Raw genomic sequence first — 17,405 nt, forward strand, 5'->3', positions numbered from 1 at the left:
GTTTTCTCTACGGATGTTGATTGGACGCCATGAGCCAGACCGCGACGATTTTAGTCATTGATGACGAACCGCAAATCCGCAAATTCCTGCGCATCAGCCTGGCTTCCCAGGGCTACAAAGTGATCGAGGCCGGTACCGGCAACGAAGGCCTGGCCCAGGCGGCGTTGAGCAAGCCCGACTTGCTGGTGCTCGACCTGGGCCTGCCGGACATGGACGGCCAGCAGGTACTGCGCGAGTTTCGTGAGTGGTCGACGGTGCCGGTACTGGTGCTGTCGGTAAGGGCCAGCGAAGGGCAGAAGGTCGAAGCCCTCGACGGTGGCGCCAATGATTATGTCACCAAGCCTTTCGGCATCCAGGAGTTCCTGGCTCGCGTGCGGGCCTTATTGCGTCAGGCACCCGTGGGCGAGCCCCAGGAAGCGGCGTTGCAGTTTGGCCCGTTGATGGTGGACCTGGCCTATCGCCGCGTGCTGCTGGACGGCGCCGAGGTGGCACTGACCCGCAAGGAATACGCAGTGCTGGCACAACTGGCGCGGCATCCGGGACGGGTGATCACCCAGCAGCAATTGCTCAAGGACATCTGGGGGCCGACTCACACTGAAGACAGTCACTACCTGCGGATTGTGGTGGGGCATCTGCGCCAGAAGCTGGCGGATGATCCGACCCAGCCGAGGTTTATCGTGACCGAGGCTGGAGTGGGGTATCGGCTGTTGAGTGCCTGACAGCTGTCAGCGCTGCTCACTCTCATAGCGATCCAGTGTGTCGCTGGCAATTTCCCGGCCCAGTGCGATCAACTCCGGGGCCTTGTAGAACTCGAAAAACCGGCACACCCGCTTCGGCACGTTGATCAGCACATCCGGCGGGTAGCCCGCGATCTTGTACTGCGCCAGCGATGTCTGCATCACCTCGAAACTCTGGTTGATCAGGTCCAGCAGTGACGCCGGCCCGACGTTATCGATGATGAACGAACCGGTGGCCGACTTCGGCGCCCCAGGCTTTTCCGGTGCGGCGGCGGGTTGCTGGGATTCGGGTTCGGCCGACTCCAGCCACGGATTGATCTCGGCCGCCTGGGCCTGCAAGGCTTCCTGCTCAAGTTTCATCAACTGCTCGGCCTGCTTGCGGCGAAACGGCAGGTGCGAACCCAATGATTTCGCCAGGCTGTTGAAGCGGCTCTTGAACGCCGGCGGACGCTGGATCACCGGCAAATGGTAGTGCTTCTGGTTGGTGGCGTTGAGGTTGACCGCGATGATCAGGTCACAATGGCTCGACACCACCGGCACGATGGGCAGCGGGTTGAGCAGGCCGCCGTCCACCAGCATGCGGTTGCCTTGCATCACCGGAGTGAACAGGCTGGGAATCGCCGCCGAGGCGCGCATGGCCTGGTGCAGGCAGCCTTCCTGGAACCAGATTTCCTGTTGATTGGTCAGGTCGGTGGCGACGGCGGTGTAGGGGATGCGCAGCTCTTCGATATTGATCTCGCCGACGATCTTGCGGATTTGCCCGAAGACCTTTTCGCCGCGAATCGCCCCAAGGCGGAAACTGACGTCCACCAGACGCAGCACGTCGAGGTAGTCGAGGCTTTCAATCCAGTTTCGATACTCGTCCAGTTTGCCCGCGGCGTAGATCCCACCCACCACGGCCCCCATGGAACAACCGGCGATACAGGCGATGTCGTAGCCGCGCCGTTCGATTTCCTCAATCACCCCGATATGCGCGTAGCCCCGGGCCCCGCCGGATCCCAACACCAAGGCAACACGTTTCTTCATGGTCGATGTCCTTCATAAACGGGTGCCCACAATGCACCTATTTTAGGGGCTGCTTCAATCTTCGTTGCGCCTGGCAATATTTTTCAAGAATAGCGCTCAGGCTCGGGTATGCTCTGGCAATAGGTACTACCGATTTCAGGCTAAGGACAAGGCACTTTTTCTTGTAGGCAACGTCTACACCGTACGACTGTTTTTCTTTATTTCGAGGTGTCATCGATGAAAGCCTGGATGTGTGTGCCCGTGATCATGTTGGCCCTGGCGGGTTGCGCCGGGAAAACTGCATACCGCGACAGCTGTGGCTCGCAATTGGATGCCGCCTGGAAAGAGCTCGACCTGGCCAAGGCCGAAGGGTTTGCAGGTACCGTCAGCTACTCCAAGGCCCTGTCTTTGTTGACTGGCGCCAAGACTCAGCAGCAATTCGAAGCGTTTGAAGGCTGCTCCAACAAGGCCGAGAAAGCGCGGTTCTATATTCGTGAGTCGCGTGCCGGGCGTTAACTGGCAGCGCAGAGTGGGATTTTTCATCTGAGAGTGAGGGCAGGATGTCAGCTTTGGTCGATCAGCTAGTCGCTCAGGTCATTGGCCTGGAAGTAGGGTTACTGAGCTGCCAGGCTCGCCTCGCTGCCGTCACCGATGATGAAGCCTTGCATGATCTGCGCACCACCGTGCGCCGCCTGCGCAGCCTGTTGCGTCCTTTGCGCGGGCTGCCGGGTGTAGAACAGCTCGAGTCGGCGGCCAGCACGGTCGGCCAGTTAACGACGCCGCTGCGCGACCGAGAGGTGCTGGCGGCGTATTTGCATCAGCATGGTTATCACGAGGCCGCTGACCGGCGTCTGCGCCTGCAACCCGACGCCTATCGCCAGGTGGCGCAAGGCCCGGAAGTTGCCCATCTGCTGCTGATCCTTGATGCATTCCCGCGCTTTATCCGCGCCTCGGAGCACCAGAAATTGCTCAAGGGGTTGCGACCGCGCATTGAGAAGCGCCTGGTCAAGCAATGGCAGAAACTCGATCAAGCACTGAAAGATCCAGACCATGATCGCCACCGTTTGCGCTTGTTGATCAAGCGTGTGCGCTATGCCGCCGAGGCTTACCCCCAGCTGGATAAGTTGCCCTCCAATGCCCTGCCACGCCTGAAGAAAGCCCAAGCGGCACTGGGTGATTGGCATGACTGCTGGCAATGGTTGGCCCAGGCTGAGCATCAAGCCGATCTGCAGCCCTGCGTTGCGATATGGCATCGCACCATGGCCAAGGCCGAAGGGCAGGCGGATCGCGTGCTGGATAAACTCAGCGCGGATTGTTTCTAAAACGGTCCGGCTTTTGGCCGGAATAAGCGCTGTACCTTGCCGGCTCCATGGTTAAGATCGACCATCTGTTTCTTTTGATGTGAGGTCGCCATGCGCTTTAGTGATTTGCTCGACGCCGCCCGTAGCAACCCGCTGGAGATCACCGTTCCTGCCGAATGGGCCCAGGGCCGAGCTTCCTTTGGTGGCCTGGTCGCGGCGTTGCAATACGAAGCCTTGCGCGCCCAGGTGCCGACGGAGCGCCCATTGCGCTCGCTCGCGATCACCTTCGTTGGCCCGGTCGAGCCCGATGTACCCGCCAGTTATCAAGTCGAAGTGTTGCGTGAAGGCAAGGCGGTCAGCCAGTTGCTCGGTCGCGTGGTGCAGAACGGTGACGTGGCGACGCTGGTCCAGGCGAGTTTTGGTGCGTCCCGCGAGTCGGAAATCGAGGTAGCGAGCGAACCACCGCCAACGTTCAAGCACTGGGATGAATGTCAGGAACTGCCCTATATCAAGGGCGTCACGCCTGAGTTCATGCGCCACCTGGCGATGCGCTGGAGCGTTGGCGGCTTGCCGTTTACCGGTAATAAATCCCGCGAGATGGGCGGGTGGGTTCGATTGCGCGGGGATGTGAAGGAGGAACCGCTGACCGAAGCGCATATCCTCGCCCTGGTCGATGCCTGGCCACCGGCGCTGCTGCCGCACCTGAAAAAGCCCGCTCCGGGCAGCACCCTGACCTGGACCATCGAGTTCATCCAGCCGTTGCAGAATCTGACGACCCTGGACTGGTGCCAGTACCACGTCAGCATTGAACATGCGCGCGACGGCTACGGTCACGCCGCCGCCGCGCTGTGGAGCCCAACCGGCGCGTTGATCGCCCTCAGCCGCCAGACCGTGGTGGTCTTCGCCTGATGCTCAGTGGCGGTGGCGCTGCCGCCAGGCACTCCACCAGCCACCGCTCAACACAAAGCGCGGGAACGTCAGGAACTGCTCGACCACCAAACGCTGCACCGCGTCTTTACGATCACTGAACGGCTCACTGGCCTGGGCTTCCAGGCTGTGGCCATGACGCTGCAGCGCCAGGCCCGCGAGGATGCCGACTACGCCAATGGCGAAACTGGCCAGGCTCAGGCTGAACACACCGGACACAATCAACAGAAACCCGATGATAAACAGCGGCACGGCAATCAGGTGCAACGCCAGGTTGGTCGGGTGCTGATGGTTTTGCGGGTAGTTACGCCATTGCCAGGCGGGGAGATTGGGATGACGTTTGCCCATGATGGTGAACCCTCTGTCCGTTGAAATAATATGGGGAGAGTTTAGGTGGGGGTGGGCGGGTGGGCGAATTGGGGTTGGCTATGAAGGTGATAGAAGGCCAGTTGTGGCAAACCATCTTCAAGCCCAAATAACGCAGTCATGATCATCCATGTGTACCAGAAACGTGAGTTTGCTATCCGTCACCCAGAACGGATATCCGGTCGTTTCACCTAAGATAGAGGTTATATCCTGCGCATTGTCGATTTCCCAGCCCGAGTATGTTGAATCAAGTACCAACAAAATCAGGTTTTTTTGGTTAATGCGGTACTGTATTTCCTTCCAGAAATTGGGGTTGTGCTCTGAATTTTTCTCGTTCAGTTCGACTGGGTCGAGGAAGTTGCTCTCGGATTTGAAGAACTTCTTTGTTAGGTCATTTATTAGTGTTGTGGTTTCGTCTATCTGAAATTCTATAGAGCTTATTTCTAAGCTCCTGAAAGCTTCATCTAGTTCTTTTTTCAGGTAATTCATCAGTGATTCCCAATTATTGATCGGCTAACGGGAACCAGTTGGACAAGTGTATGACGTCTTTTTGCTCCTCTGTCCGCTCTCTTTTCGGGTGTTTGATAAACAATATGAGGTGATTTCTGCCCTTTTTTGCTTAAGACTAGTATTGGAACATCAATATTAAATTCGGCCAATTTATTTGGGCCTATTTGTACACGCCATTTTTTGGGAATGATTTCCATGCTGGTCTTTACTCCATTTGGATACGCTGTATTTATTACTTAATAAAATGCAATGTAGCAAGCCACGTTCATGCGAAAATAAAGAATTCATGCTCGCCCATGTGCACAAGAAGCGTATGGCTGACTTTGATTTCTAATGTCTGTTATTTTAAAAATTTTCATCATTACCTCTGATGTAAACGTTAGGATCGCAAATTGAGATGCTCTTGGCCTTAAATTCGATTAAGGAATTTTTGTTGGCAGCATAGAAACAGAGTTGACCCTTTTCTTTTTTTACTCTTACGTAAAAATTATCTCGGCCGGGTATGTTGAGTATTTTTAGATCGCTAATGCCATGACAATCAACACCAAGTCTGCAAACGTTGTAACCTTTGTTTTTCCATTTTTCCGGTAGAATATCTGGGAAATCAGGTATGTCGAATCCAATCCCCAAAGACGGTCGATCATTGTCTATTTGTAAGGAGAAGAGTGTGATTTCTCCTATCTCTACAGGCTGGCTAAAAATTTTTTCAAAAAATATATTTTTATCTAATTCATTCCAGTATTTCATTTTTTTTCCTGAAGAAGTAGTGTGCTTCTGCGTCGATGAGTTTTCCGTTCCGGGGTTGTTCAATAGGTCGTAGATTGAAATGTGTTATTTGATCTCCAATTCCATCTGCTCTACCGTATTTATGCCCTGCAGAATGATCTTGAATAAGGACTTGTGAGCCATCTTTTCTTGTAAATTGATATACCCTCGTCTTGATGGGGTGGCCGGCGGCATCCAGTATTTTTTTATCATTCAAATCGGTCATATTTTCTATTTTGTACTGTGTCGTCCGTCCTGTTTTCGGGTGGGTCATCACATCTGGGCTCTGATTCATCGGTATATGGGCATCTCTTTTAGCTTGCCTGAAAGCCCCCTTACGAGAAACGTCAGGGGCGTCCGGTTCAGTAGGAGTAGCGCAAGCGGGATTTTTCCTTATTGATCCAGGGCAATTTGCGCTGAGCCCCAAAGGATCAACCCATCCGGTCGGGTTGGGCGCGTACTGGTAGGCATTAATCCCACCCGCCAACTTCACCGGATCAGGCGTCAGGTAGCGACCGACATCCGGATTGTAGTAGCGATGACGGTTGTAGTGCAGCCCGCTTTCCTGATCAAAGTACTGGCCCTGAAAACGTAGCGTGTTGTCGATTGTGCCTTTGTCGAGACGGCTGATCTGGCCGTAGGCGCGGTAGTGGGCGGACCAAACGATTTCACCGTCGGGGGCGGTGAGTTCCTGCGGCGTGCCGAGGTGGTCGAGTTGGTAGTGGTAGGGCTTGGTGTCTTTTGGGCCTAAACCTTCCAACAGGACCAGCGGCCTGAAACTGTTCGGTTCATAGAGATAGCTGCGATGGCGGTCCGCGTGGTGCTCAGCAATCAGCTTGTCGCCTTGCCAGAAAAACTCCGTGGTTATGCCGTCCACGGTTTTGCTGATGCGCCGCCCAAATGGGTCGTAGCGATAGCTCGCGGTTTGGCCATTGGGTTGGGTAATGCCGATCAGCCGATGCTGGCAGTCGTAGCGGTATTCGGTAATCAGCGCGTGTCCACGGCCACGCCGTTCACGGATCAGATTGCCGAAGGCGTCATAGTCGTAGTGGCGGTCACCCTGGATCATCAGGCGGTTGCCGGCGACGATGTCGGGGCCGGGGCGGTCTTGCATCAGCAGGTTGCCGGCGAGGGTGTGGCCGAAGCGTTCCTGCAGGTCTTGGGAGTGGTCGGCGCGGGTGAGGCGGCCTAGTGGGTCGTAATGGTAGTGGTGTTCGCCTTTGCGGGTGTCGAGCAGGCGGGTGAGGTTGCCGGTTTTGTCGTAGTCGTATTGACGTTGGTAGAGGTGGTCTTGTTGCTGGGTGATCGCATGGGCGTGCAGGCGGTGCTGGTCGTCGTAGTGGTAGTGGCTGAGGAGTTGGCCTTGTTGGCGTTGGTGTTCTTGACCGGCTTTGAACAGGTGAGAGGTCAGCAGCGCGCCATTTAATTCGACGGTGGCGAGGTGGCCGCCTTTGGCGTGGTTGAAGGTGAGGCGGTTGTTGTCGGGCAGTCGCAGGTGTTGAAGCTGGCCGCAGGCGTCGTAGCCATAGCGCAAGGTGCCCCAGCCCTGGTGTTCGGCGGTGAGGCGGTTTTGGCTGTCGTATTCGTAGGCCAGCGCCCAGTGGCCGTCGTCGACGCTGAGGAGGTTGCCCTGGCGGTCGTAGGCGTAATCGACCTTGTTGCCGTCGGGCAGGGTTTTTCGTACGAGGCGGCCGGCGTGATCGCGTTCGTAACGAGTAACGAGCTGACTGCCGTCGTCACCGTGTTCGGTTTTTTCCTGCAGATTGCCGTTGAGGTCGTAAGCGTAGGCGGTGCGCTGCCCATCAAACCCGACTTCCTGTTGGATCAGCCCGTTGGGGTGGTAAGCCAGTCGGTAGGTCTCGCCGACCTCGTTTTCGATTTCGGTCAGCAACAACCGGGCATTGTCATAGCGGTACTTGACCTGAGTGCCATCAGCGTTGATGCGCCGACTGATCAGGTGCAGGCCGTCTGCGTATTCGTAGCGGGTGACGTGGCCCAGTTCGTCGCGTTCGGCGGTGATTTTTCCGTAGGGGTTGTAGCTGTATTCCCTGCACGCAACGCCTGGTAAAACGACACGAATTAACCGACCGATGCCGTCCCACTGATACTGCGTCAGCGCGCCATGCTCGTCCTCGCGGGCAACCTGCCGGCCAAGATCGTCATAGCGATAACGCTTGATCCCGCCATTGGGCAACTGCTCTTCAACCAGTTGCCCCCGCTCATTCCACACCAGCCGCTGACAACTGTGATCCGGATACCAAACCCCAACCAGTTGCCCGTATTTGTCATAGCTGTAGTCGGTTACATGGCCGTCGGGATCGATCTTACGAATGACATCACCCTGGTCATTGCGCTCATATTTCCAGACCGCCAGACCCCGCCTTACAACCCGTACGAAGCCGTTGTCATGCTCGTAGGAGGTCGGCTCATCGTCCCCCGGAAACAACGCCACCAAGCGTCCGGCTTCGTCGTACTGATACGCCGTCACCGCCCCCAGCGGGTCCTGCTCAACCGTCAGGCGACCCTTGTCGTCGTAGGATTTGAAGTGCTGCGCACCGTCCGGATCAATCCGCTGCACCAGCCGCGCTCGTTCGTCATGGACATACACTTCCTGACTGCCATCGGCGTTATGCACCGTGACACGGCCGTCGTCCCCCCAGGCATAGCGCGTATCCATTTGGGAAAAACTGGCCCAATGCCGGACACATCGCGCGGCCTTGCCAGCCCGTTCCCATTCCCAGAAGAAACTCGCCCCTCCGGCCAAGCTCCGCTCAAGAATCACGTGCTGATCGTCGTAGCGATAAACCTCGCTTTCGCCTTCCGCATTGGTCGCCGAAATCAACCGGCCCAAGTCGTCATAGGCGTAGGAAACGACGTTCTGCTCCGTCACCCAATCGTAAGGCTCGTACCCCTTGGCCCGCTGAACCTGATAATCCACCGCCACGATGCGGCCCGACGTATAGCGCAAGAACAGCGCACAACCCACACCGTTATCCAATCGCTCGATGCGCCCCAGAAAATCCCGAGTAATCCGCAGCCGGTTGTCATACGCATCACTGATCGAGACCAACACACCGTCGCGAAAGTGATAAAACCGCGACGCCAGGGACAACACCAACTCATCCGACGAAGCGCCCAAATAGATCGCCGCTTCGGCCAAGCTATTGGTGATCGCCGGGCGAGCAACGGTCGGCAATGGAAACGAAGTAATGCGATTTTCATGGTCCGTCCACACCACCGAATCGCCCGACACCACCAGCCGATGCGCCAGCGAATGACTCCAGCCAAACCCCAACCCGCAATCCACTTCCACCGCACTGGTGCGGTACACCCTTGTCCACTCAAACGGCAAAACTCCATCCAACGTGCCATCGGTGAGAGTGAGCAATTCCTCCCCGGTAACCATTGACACGGGGCAGCCGTTGGTGACCGTCTTATCCGAAGAAGCCGCCGCATCGCCCTTCGGATTCGTCGATACAACAGGCACATCATCGACAGGCTCCTGCCTGACCAATACGGTCTTCTGTGTCTTGTTACGAACCGCCGGCATCGGGTTCGAAACCACGTGCTCCCCAGCCTTCAACGGCGCAACCGGTACAGTCTTGATCGCCGTCGCCGGGCCACCGAGCAGCAAAGGCTTCACCGCCTCGGCATGCGCGTCCAGCTTCGGCCCCACCAACTGATCAGCCAGCCTCTCCAGCCACTGGCGCGCTCGCCCGGATTTGATATGCCCCAGCACCTGAGCGCCCAGGCGAATCTGCACGCCCATGCCACGGCTCGCCCAGATCAGAAATAGATTGATCAACACCTCGCCGGTGATCTCGCCCAGCACTTCATACATCTCGGGCGGAGGTAGCAGGCGTATCCAACTGACCATCGCCGACACGTAGATAAACAGCAGCGGCTCATCGCTGAGCACCAGCAAACCGTTGGCAATGGTGTCTTTACCGAGCTTCAACAGTTCATCGAGTTCGGCCTGGGAGATGTAGGCCAACAGCTTTTCGCTGTTGGCTTTGAGGTCCGCCAGCAAGTCATACAGCTGCGTAACGTTGTCCCACAGGTTGTAGAACGCCTTGGCAATCCCGGTGGAAAAGGCCAAGCCCTGCATCGCGCTGCGCTCGAAGCGCGTGGCGTTGGCGAAGTCGTACCATTCGGGCTGGAAGGTCTTGGTCCATTCGTCACGCAGGCGACCTTCCAACCCCGCGATCACCGACTGATAAGACGCATACAGCGCCTTGACGTGATCCGTGGAAACGTTGGGATAGAAGGTGATTTGGTACGGCTGGTTGCGATCACACTCGGTGATTTCGAGGATGCCGCTGGGACCGATGGTTCGATGGAGTGGTGCGCCGAGCGGGCTGCCGTCCTGGGCAATGGCTTGCAGCATCACCGGCGTATTGCCGATCGGCACAAACCGAGTGCTTTCAAACATATGCACCAGAGTCAACGATCCCCGGGTATCGCACCTGGCGACCGTTTTACTTGGGGCGTTGGAAGAGACCGGCGCCACCAGCGCCACCTCTTCCCCAACGTTGAACACCTGCTCCACTTCCAGTGCCGAAACGCTCCAGAAGCTCCCGGCCCACTCATCAAAGGTATTCAGGCAAGCGCGAAAGTCACGAAAGACGCGCTCAACGTCCGGCGTCTTGGCATCCATGGGGGCCAGGACAAAACTGGCAATGACGGGGATCAAGGGGCAGCCCCGACAACCAGGGCATTAACGGATAGGTACATCGGCGGTCCCTCGCACTGAATGATCAGGCGAGAGACTTTGGCGAGGTTCGTCAGGTAAAGAAGTCGGCGCTATTCGCCAGGACGGCTAGGAGGGTTCGCCAAAACTTCGGGTAAACGGGGAGTCGATCGTAGGAGTCGGATTACAGGTGGAGAAGTCCTACAGCTTCAGTTGCCCAATCGCTTTGCTTAACTCCCCAGCTAACGTCGCCAGCTCATTGCTGGTGGTCGCCGAATCAACCGTCTGTTGCACGGTGTTCTCGGTCACATCACGAATGCTCACCACCGCGCGGTTCATCTCTTCGGCCACGTGGCTTTGCTGTTCGGCGGCGACGGCGATCTGGGTGTTGCTTTCACGCATCTGCGCCACTGCACCGGTGATTTCGGCCAGTGCTGCGCCGGCTTCCAGGGCTTGTTGTACGCAGTCGTCGGCCTTGAACGAGCTTTCCTGCATGAAGTCCACCGCGTCACGGGTACCGGCTTGCAGCGCTGAGACCATGCGGGTGATTTCGTCGGTGGAACTTTGCACACGCTTGGCCAGGTTGCGCACTTCGTCGGCGACCACGGCAAACCCACGGCCCATTTCCCCGGCGCGGGCGGCTTCGATGGCAGCGTTGAGGGCGAGCAGGTTGGTCTGTTCGGCGATGCTGTGGATCACACTTACCACGCTGTTGATTTTCTGGCTGTCCTCGGCCAGTTTCTGGATCATTTCGGCAGTCTGTTGCACGCCGGAAGACAGGCCGGCGATTGACTGTTGTACGCGGGTGACCACTTCCTGACCGCTGCCAGCGAGGGTGTCGGCGGTCTGGGACAAGTCGCGGGTGGCGCCGGCATGTTGGGCGATATGGTAAACGGTGGCGGTCATTTCGTTGATGGCGGTGGCGGCCTGGTCGGTCTCGCTTTGCTGGCCAAGCATGCCATGTTGTACCTCGTTCATGCTGCTGGCTAATCGAGCGGCACCATCGTCCAGTAGCTTGGCGGTGCGCGCCACGGTGCTGACCACGCGCTGATAACCGGCCTGCATGGCATTGAAGGCGCTGGCCATCTGGCCGACTTCATCCTTGCAGGCCAATGGCACGCGGGCCGACAGATCGCCGGTTTTCTCCACGTGCAGCATCACGTCCTTGAGGGTGTTGAGTTGGCTGAGCAGGAAGCGGATCAGCAGTTGCGACGCGCAGAGCATCGCCAGCATCAGGATCAGCACCGCCACGGCATAGTTGGCGAAGCGTTCACTGAATACCTGGCTCAGGCTGGGTGCGTGGGCGAGCACGGCAATGTATTGCCCATCAGGGCGGGCGATCACTTCAGCGCCCATCAGTATGTTTTCGCCAAACAGCGGCATGTGGTTGAGTTCGACCCAACCCGTGGTGCTGCTCAGGGCTGACAGATCCTGATCGGCAAGCTGTGGGACTTGGCCGCGGGCAAACGTCAGCCACTGCTCGCTCTTGGGCAGGGCCTTGTCGGCCGGCCATGCACCGAGCAATTGCGCCTGGGCCTGTGCCGAGGCCTGGGACGCATAGCTGCGCGATTGCTGCTCGAGGTGCACGGCGTACAGCACCAGGAGCAGGGTAGTGATAAAGGCGACCGCGTTGACGGCCCAGAATTTGTATTTCAGCGAGATATTGCTAAGCCAGGCACCCATGGAAGGTTTTCTCTGATAGCGGAAACAGCATTGGCAAGGTGCCACTATTGTGCTGCTACTCAGAAAAGCGGTTTTGACATGGGTCAATGCGCCGCATCAATCCACTGCAGGCAGCCCAAAAAACGCACGGGCGCAGGCGGTGCTGTGCAGAGCCAGGTCCTCCACCGTTTCGTTGCGGTGCAGGGCGACCTCGCGCAGTACTTCCGGCAGGTAGGCGGGTTCGTTACGGCCGTTTTTCGGCTTTGGACGCAGGGTGCGCGGCAGCAGGTAGGGCGCATCGCTCTCCAGCATCAGACGACCGCGGGGAATTTCCCTGACCAACGGGTGCAGGTGCGTCCCACGGCGTTCATCACAGATCCAGCCGGTAATGCCGATGTGCAAATCGAGATCGAGGTAGCTGAACAGTGCCTGTTGTTCGCCGGTGAAGCAATGCACCACGGCGGCGCTCAGATGGTCGCGGTAGTCCTTGAGGATCTCCAGCAAGCGTTGGTTGGCGTCGCGCTCGTGGAGAAACACCGGCAGTTTGAGCTCAACCGCCAGAGCCAAGTGCTCTTCCAGAACTTTTTCCTGTTGCGGACGGGGTGAGAAATCCCGGTTGAAATCCAGGCCGCATTCGCCCACCGCACGTACGCGGCTATCGCTGAGTAAACCGCGCAGGCGCCTGGCGCTATCGCCGTTCCAATCGCTGGCGGAGTGGGGGTGGATGCCGGCAGTGCTGAACAGGTGTTGGCCGCTGTCATCGAGGTTGACGCACAGTTCCAAGGCCTGTTCGCTGCCGTCGACGTTGGTGCCGGTGAGCACCAATTGCTGCACCCCGGCGGCATAGGCGCGGTCGAGAACAGCCTGGTGCTTCTCGTCGAAACTGGGGTTGGTCAGGTTGACGCCGATATCAATGAGTTGCATGGTGCTATCTCCGCCTGCGGCCGGAAAGCATATCAGAGCTGTAGATTTATAAGAAAAACTAAGAACTACAACGAGTTATAGCTGTCTTTGAACGTCGCAAGTGACATCGTGGTTGGCTGAACGCCTCGCACTGTGCCACCGTTGCGCGTCTTGCCAGCGCTTAAAGCGCTCTGTTTCTGACCCCCAATACCTCGTTTTTCGCGAGGGTGTTGGCCAGTATTCTTTCCGGAGAGCGGATGATCCGACCCTCGGCGTTGCTTATGTTGTGCCTGACGCTGCTGCTGCCCATGGCGGCGGTCGCGCGTCTGGACGGGCCGCTGGAAGTGACCAAGCCCGGCAAAGTGCGCGACCTGGCGGAGATTCGCTCGAGTCGCACCCTGCGTGTATTGGTCAACCAGAGCCGTAACAGTTCCGGCGAGGTTCAGGGGCAGGCCATCGGTGTCGAATACCATCGCCTGCGTGCCTTCGAGCAATACCTCAATGGCCACGCCCGTGATGGCCAGGAAATCAACCTCAAGATCATTCCCAAGGCCAAGGATCAACTGCTCGGCGCACTGGCCCGTGGCGAAGGTGACCTGGTGGCCCCCGGTGAATTGCTGGATGTGAAGGCCGCGCACAAGATCAGCACCAGCGATCCGATCGCCAGCGGTGTGCCGTTATGGCTGGTGGGGGTGAAGGGGGAGCGGCGGTTTACCAAGCTGGAGCAGCTGTCCGGGCGTACCCTGGCGCTGACCACCGGCAGTGCGGCGGCGGATGCCATCAGCCAGGTCAACCAGAAGCTGGCCTTGCACAAACAGCCGCCGGTAAAAGTGGAATGGGTGGACCCGACCCTGGCGGTGGAGGATGTGCTGGAAATGGTCCAGGCGGGTATTTTTCACCTGACTATCGTCGAGAAGCCGATTGCCGAACGCTGGTCGAAGATCCTGCCCAAGTTGCGCTTCGACAAGCAGGTGGCAATCAGTGAACCGGGCGACGAGTACTGGTTTGTGCGCCAGGATGCCTCGATGCTGCGTGCCAGTATTGACCGATTTCTCAAGACCTATCGCACGCCGTCCGACCAGGACGTGGCATTCCAGCGCATCTATCGGCGCCTCTACCAGGTGCGCAACCCGCTGGCCCGCGTCGACCGCCAGCGCCTGGAAAAACTGCGCCCGGTATTGCAAAAGCACGCCCGTGAGCAAGGCATGGACTGGCTGAACCTCGCGGCGCTGGCGTTCAAGGAGTCGGCTTTCGACCCGGGTGCGCGCAACAGCGGCGGCCCTACCGGCCTGATGCAGATCACCCCCTCGGCGGCGCAGCGGGTGGGTGTCAACAACATCGAAAGTCTCGACAGTAATGTGCAGGCGGGCGCGCGTTACCTGGCGCTGATCCGCCGAAAGTTCTTTGCCAGCCCCAAGCTCAACGAGCGCGAGCGCATGGCCTTCGTATTGGCCGCGTATAACATGGGACCGGAGCGGGTGCAGGGCATGCGCACCGAGGCCAGGCGCCGGGGACTGAACCCCAATCAATGGTTCTTCCAGGTGGAACGCATCGCCATGGAGCAGGTGGGGATGGGGGGCGTCAGCTATGTTAATAGCGTCAACAAGTACTACTTGGCGTTTGATCGGGAGCGAGAGTCTCTGGAACCGCCGGCGCCGAAAATCGCCTCACGCAAATAATCGATTATTTCGATGTTAATCAGGCAATTTTTCGGCTTTTATCATTGTTTAAACTGATTAATATAGCGGCCAACCAACCCCTACTTCGAAAAGGATTCACCCCATGAGCCCAATGATCAAACGTGTACTGTCCACTCGTGCCGGCTACGGCCTGACCATCCTGCGCATCGTAGTCGGCATCATCTTCGCCGCCCATGGTTCGCAAAAACTCTTCGGTTGGTTTGGCGGCTATGGCCTGGCGGGCACCGCCCAGTGGATGGAAAGCATTGGCCTGGCACCGGGAACCCTGATGGCGCTGCTGTCGGGCGGAACCGAGTTCTTTGCCGGCCTGGCACTGATCATCGGTTTGCTGGTACGCCCGGCGGCATTGGGCCTGACCATTCTGTCGCTGGTGGCGATCTTCTCGGTGCATATCCATAACGGCTTGTTCATGGCCAACAACGGTTATGAGTTCGCACTGGCCCTGCTGGGCGGCTCCCTGGCGGTGTTGCTGGAAGGTGCTGGAAAACTGTCTGCCGACCGCGCCATCGCCAACTGACACCTGCGCAAAACTCTGAAAAGGCCCACCACCGTGTGGGCCTTTTCGTTGCTCGGGATTCTTGACACCGCCCCACCGGCTTCTCTAGGATGCTGCCCATGCGCCGATTTAAACAGCTAATTGCGGGGCGCCACTGGGTCTCGATAGAACCCGACAGAAGCCTGTTTTCCCCTGAGGAGGCAACTTCGAAATACCGCTAAAGCGCTGGTTCGGTGTTGCCTCTCACCTGCCCGCAGACTTTTGAGGCAGAGACACGACACGATGAATGCACTACGCCCCCTGATACGCCTGGCCCCGATCACCGCGGACCTCACCCAACGCAATCCAAAAATCCTCCTGGGCGGAAAGCATCAGCCTACGCTCTTGCGTTATCTGGACGGGTGGCCACGTCGCAGCGGGCGGCCATCGGCATTCTTGATTCAGTTTGTGGAAGATGGCGATTCTCTTGCTCGTTTTGCGAATAACAGCTTTGATCTAGCGGTTATCCAGGCCCCCAGCGCGAGCAACGCACAGGAAGTCATCCGGCAATTGACCCGCATTGCCCGGCAGGGGCTGATTGCCAGGCGTTGAACGGTCAGTAGAGCGCGACTCCTGCTTGTAATCGACGCCGTCGATTGCAGAGAAAAACCACCCAGGCGACCAGGCATAGCATCAGTGGTATCGCCAAGGTCACGACCATTTTTATGACGAACTCCAGGCGATGTACCTGCGCGTATGCCTCGGCCCTCAAGGCATGTAATTCCATTGGTAAGCGCAGGCGTTCCTTGTTGAGTGCAACCAATTGGGTGGTGGTGTCTACTGTCTGGGAGCCGAGTGTGACCTCCGTTGGGCGTAGCATTTGCCATTCATGTTCTGTTCGTAGCAGGCGCTGTTCCAACTCAGTCGCCTTCTGCGCGTAGGCGTGCATGGCGCTGTCGCGCATCTGGTCCAGCCTGTTCGGCGATCTTTGCGCCAGCGCGCGGGGGCGAATATTGGTCAGTACATCGCCAGCGGACAAGTTATCCAGTGTATTCAAGATAAACAGTGCGTTGCTGTCGGGCGCTGAGCTGTTGATTTGATCCGTGAGCAAATCAGTGTCGGCGACTACCACCACATGGATCTGCGCCGCTTTTTGCACACCTGCCGGCTGTCCTTCAATGCCATCGGGGAATGCTGAATAGGCCGGCCCCTCTATACGGGCTGCAATCACGTAGCGTTGCGCTTGGCTGGACGCCTCATCGGCCGTTGCATCGAACTCGGTTGCTGAGGCGAGCCGGTTGGTTTCCCGCAACTCGGATTGCCCGGAGCTGTGCAGAAGAGGGGTCAGGGTCGTGCGAGCTTTCTGGCGGCGAAAGAGCGCGCCGCTGCTCGATACCGTCACGGTATTCAATTTCCAGGTGCTCGGATCGTCTGTGTTCATCGCCTGCCGGGGCAGGGTCAACCGGCCCGGATGCTGCACTGTGAGCTTCCCGTGCACAGGGGCCTGCGAAGCTGCGTAGCGGTGGTCGAGCAGAAATTTGTCCGCTGGCATCTGTATCCCCCAAGCGGCAAGCAAATCAGCCAGTCGGGTGTTGGCGGATGTGATGGTCGAGCTTTGCTCGCTCAAGGGATCGATAAATGCCATCAATTTACCGCCCTTCAATACAAATTGTTCAATCTGATACAACGCTTGTTCAGGCAGCGCCTGTGGATGCACGACCATGAGCGTCTTGACCTGTTCCGGCACGCGCTCGGTGGTCGCTCCCAGATTGACCAGATTAAAATGTCGCTGCAGTTCCTTCAGCAATCGGCCAGAGGATTCTCCCACCGCCAACCCTGACAGCAGCCCAATAACGGGGCGCTCCGGATGCTGCAACTTGTAGATCAAATGACTGATTTCATATTCGAGCAATGACTCCCGGTCCAAGCTGAACGATTCGATGCGTTGCGCCCCGTGGCCGGCTCGTGTGCCGATCAGGCCCAGGAACCCCGCATTGTCGTCGAGACCGAACAGCCTGGCTTTGTAGGCATCTTCTGAAAACGGTACGGGATCAATAAGGTGCAGGTTGATCATGCCCTTCGCTGCGTTTTCGTACTCGATCAACCGGTCTTCGATGCGCTTGCCATAGCGTTTCAAGGCGTAGCTTCGTTTAGGATCGTCATGGGTATTGAAATAATACAAATCCAGAGGGTTTTCCAATGACGCGAGTAACTGTCGTACTTGAGGAGATAGGGTATGGGTTTTTCCTTGTGAGAAGTCCCATCGGATATTCGGCAGCTTTCCTACCCAGACTAAGTTAAACGCCAGGAATAGTAACAGGATGACAGTGAGTGTCATGCCGGTGCGCAGAGTAGGTCGCATGG

The 17,405-nt window shown here is 57.7% G+C and carries 16 protein-coding genes; 7 read left to right on the top strand and 9 right to left on the bottom strand.

Annotated elements, in window-relative coordinates:
• The first annotated feature begins 29 nt into the window (after positions 1-29).
• The gene (locus tag ACHPFG_RS09475) at positions 30-719 is read left to right on the top strand and encodes a response regulator (RefSeq protein ID WP_145338873.1); all 690 of its coding nucleotides are present in this window, start codon (positions 30-32) and stop codon (positions 717-719) included.
• 6 nt (positions 720-725) lie between these two features.
• On the opposite strand, the gene ACHPFG_RS09480 is transcribed toward ACHPFG_RS09475, so the two are convergent.
• On the bottom strand, positions 726-1,763 hold the full coding sequence (locus ACHPFG_RS09480; protein WP_003172684.1) for a patatin-like phospholipase family protein: 1,038 nt from the start codon (positions 1,761-1,763) through the stop codon (positions 726-728).
• 216 nt (positions 1,764-1,979) lie between these two features.
• Here ACHPFG_RS09480 and ACHPFG_RS09485 point away from each other — a divergent pair, with 216 nt between their 5' ends.
• From ACHPFG_RS09485 to ACHPFG_RS09495, 3 genes are all read left to right on the top strand, one after another.
• Positions 1,980-2,258, top strand: a complete 279-nt coding sequence (locus tag ACHPFG_RS09485) for a hypothetical protein (protein WP_003172685.1) — start codon at positions 1,980-1,982, stop codon at positions 2,256-2,258.
• Between the two features lie 44 nt (positions 2,259-2,302).
• The gene (locus tag ACHPFG_RS09490) at positions 2,303-3,064 is read left to right on the top strand and encodes a CHAD domain-containing protein (RefSeq protein ID WP_431702215.1); all 762 of its coding nucleotides are present in this window, start codon (positions 2,303-2,305) and stop codon (positions 3,062-3,064) included.
• A 90-nt stretch (positions 3,065-3,154) separates the two neighbouring features.
• On the top strand, positions 3,155-3,952 hold the full coding sequence (locus ACHPFG_RS09495) for an acyl-CoA thioesterase (protein ID WP_431702216.1): 798 nt from the start codon (positions 3,155-3,157) through the stop codon (positions 3,950-3,952).
• 3 nt (positions 3,953-3,955) lie between these two features.
• On the opposite strand, the gene ACHPFG_RS09500 is transcribed toward ACHPFG_RS09495, so the two are convergent.
• From ACHPFG_RS09500 to ACHPFG_RS09530, 7 genes are all read right to left on the bottom strand, one after another.
• The gene (locus ACHPFG_RS09500) at positions 3,956-4,318 is read right to left on the bottom strand and encodes a terminase (RefSeq protein ID WP_431702217.1); all 363 of its coding nucleotides are present in this window, start codon (positions 4,316-4,318) and stop codon (positions 3,956-3,958) included.
• Between the two features lie 117 nt (positions 4,319-4,435).
• A complete protein-coding gene (locus ACHPFG_RS09505; RefSeq protein WP_431702218.1) occupies positions 4,436-4,825 on the bottom strand; it encodes a hypothetical protein in 390 nt (129 codons plus the stop codon).
• Positions 4,825-5,043: a hypothetical protein gene (locus ACHPFG_RS09510; RefSeq protein ID WP_431702219.1), complete on the bottom strand. Its 219-nt coding sequence runs from the start codon at positions 5,041-5,043 to the stop codon at positions 4,825-4,827. The genes ACHPFG_RS09505 and ACHPFG_RS09510 overlap by 1 nt, the downstream gene beginning before the upstream one ends.
• A 148-nt stretch (positions 5,044-5,191) precedes the next feature.
• Positions 5,192-5,593 carry an Imm50 family immunity protein gene (locus ACHPFG_RS09515; RefSeq protein WP_431702220.1) on the bottom strand — a complete coding sequence of 134 codons (402 nt, stop codon included), beginning with the start codon at positions 5,591-5,593 and terminating at the stop codon, positions 5,192-5,194.
• Entirely contained in the window at positions 5,577-10,304 is a 4,728-nt protein-coding gene (locus ACHPFG_RS09520) for an RHS repeat-associated core domain-containing protein (protein ID WP_431702221.1), read from the bottom strand. Before ACHPFG_RS09520 ends, ACHPFG_RS09515 begins: the two co-directional genes overlap by 17 nt.
• A gap of 198 nt (positions 10,305-10,502) precedes the next feature.
• Complete coding sequence (locus ACHPFG_RS09525; protein ID WP_431702222.1) at positions 10,503-11,984, bottom strand: methyl-accepting chemotaxis protein; 1,482 nt, start codon at positions 11,982-11,984, stop codon at positions 10,503-10,505.
• Positions 11,985-12,080: 96 nt separating this feature from the next.
• On the bottom strand, positions 12,081-12,887 hold the full coding sequence (locus tag ACHPFG_RS09530) for a TatD family hydrolase (protein WP_431702223.1): 807 nt from the start codon (positions 12,885-12,887) through the stop codon (positions 12,081-12,083).
• A gap of 236 nt (positions 12,888-13,123) precedes the next feature.
• Here ACHPFG_RS09530 and ACHPFG_RS09535 point away from each other — a divergent pair, with 236 nt between their 5' ends.
• The 3 genes from ACHPFG_RS09535 to ACHPFG_RS09545 all read left to right on the top strand — a co-directional run bounded on the left by ACHPFG_RS09535 (position 13,124) and on the right by ACHPFG_RS09545 (position 15,653).
• Positions 13,124-14,545, top strand: coding sequence for a transglycosylase SLT domain-containing protein (locus ACHPFG_RS09535; protein ID WP_431702224.1), 1,422 nt, complete (start codon positions 13,124-13,126; stop codon positions 14,543-14,545).
• A 103-nt stretch (positions 14,546-14,648) separates the two neighbouring features.
• Positions 14,649-15,083 carry a DoxX family protein gene (locus ACHPFG_RS09540; RefSeq protein ID WP_431702225.1) on the top strand — a complete coding sequence of 145 codons (435 nt, stop codon included), beginning with the start codon at positions 14,649-14,651 and terminating at the stop codon, positions 15,081-15,083.
• Between the two features lie 261 nt (positions 15,084-15,344).
• A complete protein-coding gene (locus tag ACHPFG_RS09545) occupies positions 15,345-15,653 on the top strand; it encodes a hypothetical protein (RefSeq protein ID WP_090407344.1) in 309 nt (102 codons plus the stop codon).
• A gap of 4 nt (positions 15,654-15,657) precedes the next feature.
• On the opposite strand, the gene ACHPFG_RS09550 is transcribed toward ACHPFG_RS09545, so the two are convergent.
• Positions 15,658-17,403 carry a Gldg family protein gene (locus ACHPFG_RS09550; RefSeq protein ID WP_431702226.1) on the bottom strand — a complete coding sequence of 582 codons (1,746 nt, stop codon included), beginning with the start codon at positions 17,401-17,403 and terminating at the stop codon, positions 15,658-15,660.
• Between the last annotated feature and the right edge of the window lie 2 nt (positions 17,404-17,405).

It is taken from the genome of Pseudomonas sp. BR20 (assembly GCF_050780135.1).
Lineage (GTDB): Bacteria > Pseudomonadota > Gammaproteobacteria > Pseudomonadales > Pseudomonadaceae > Aquipseudomonas.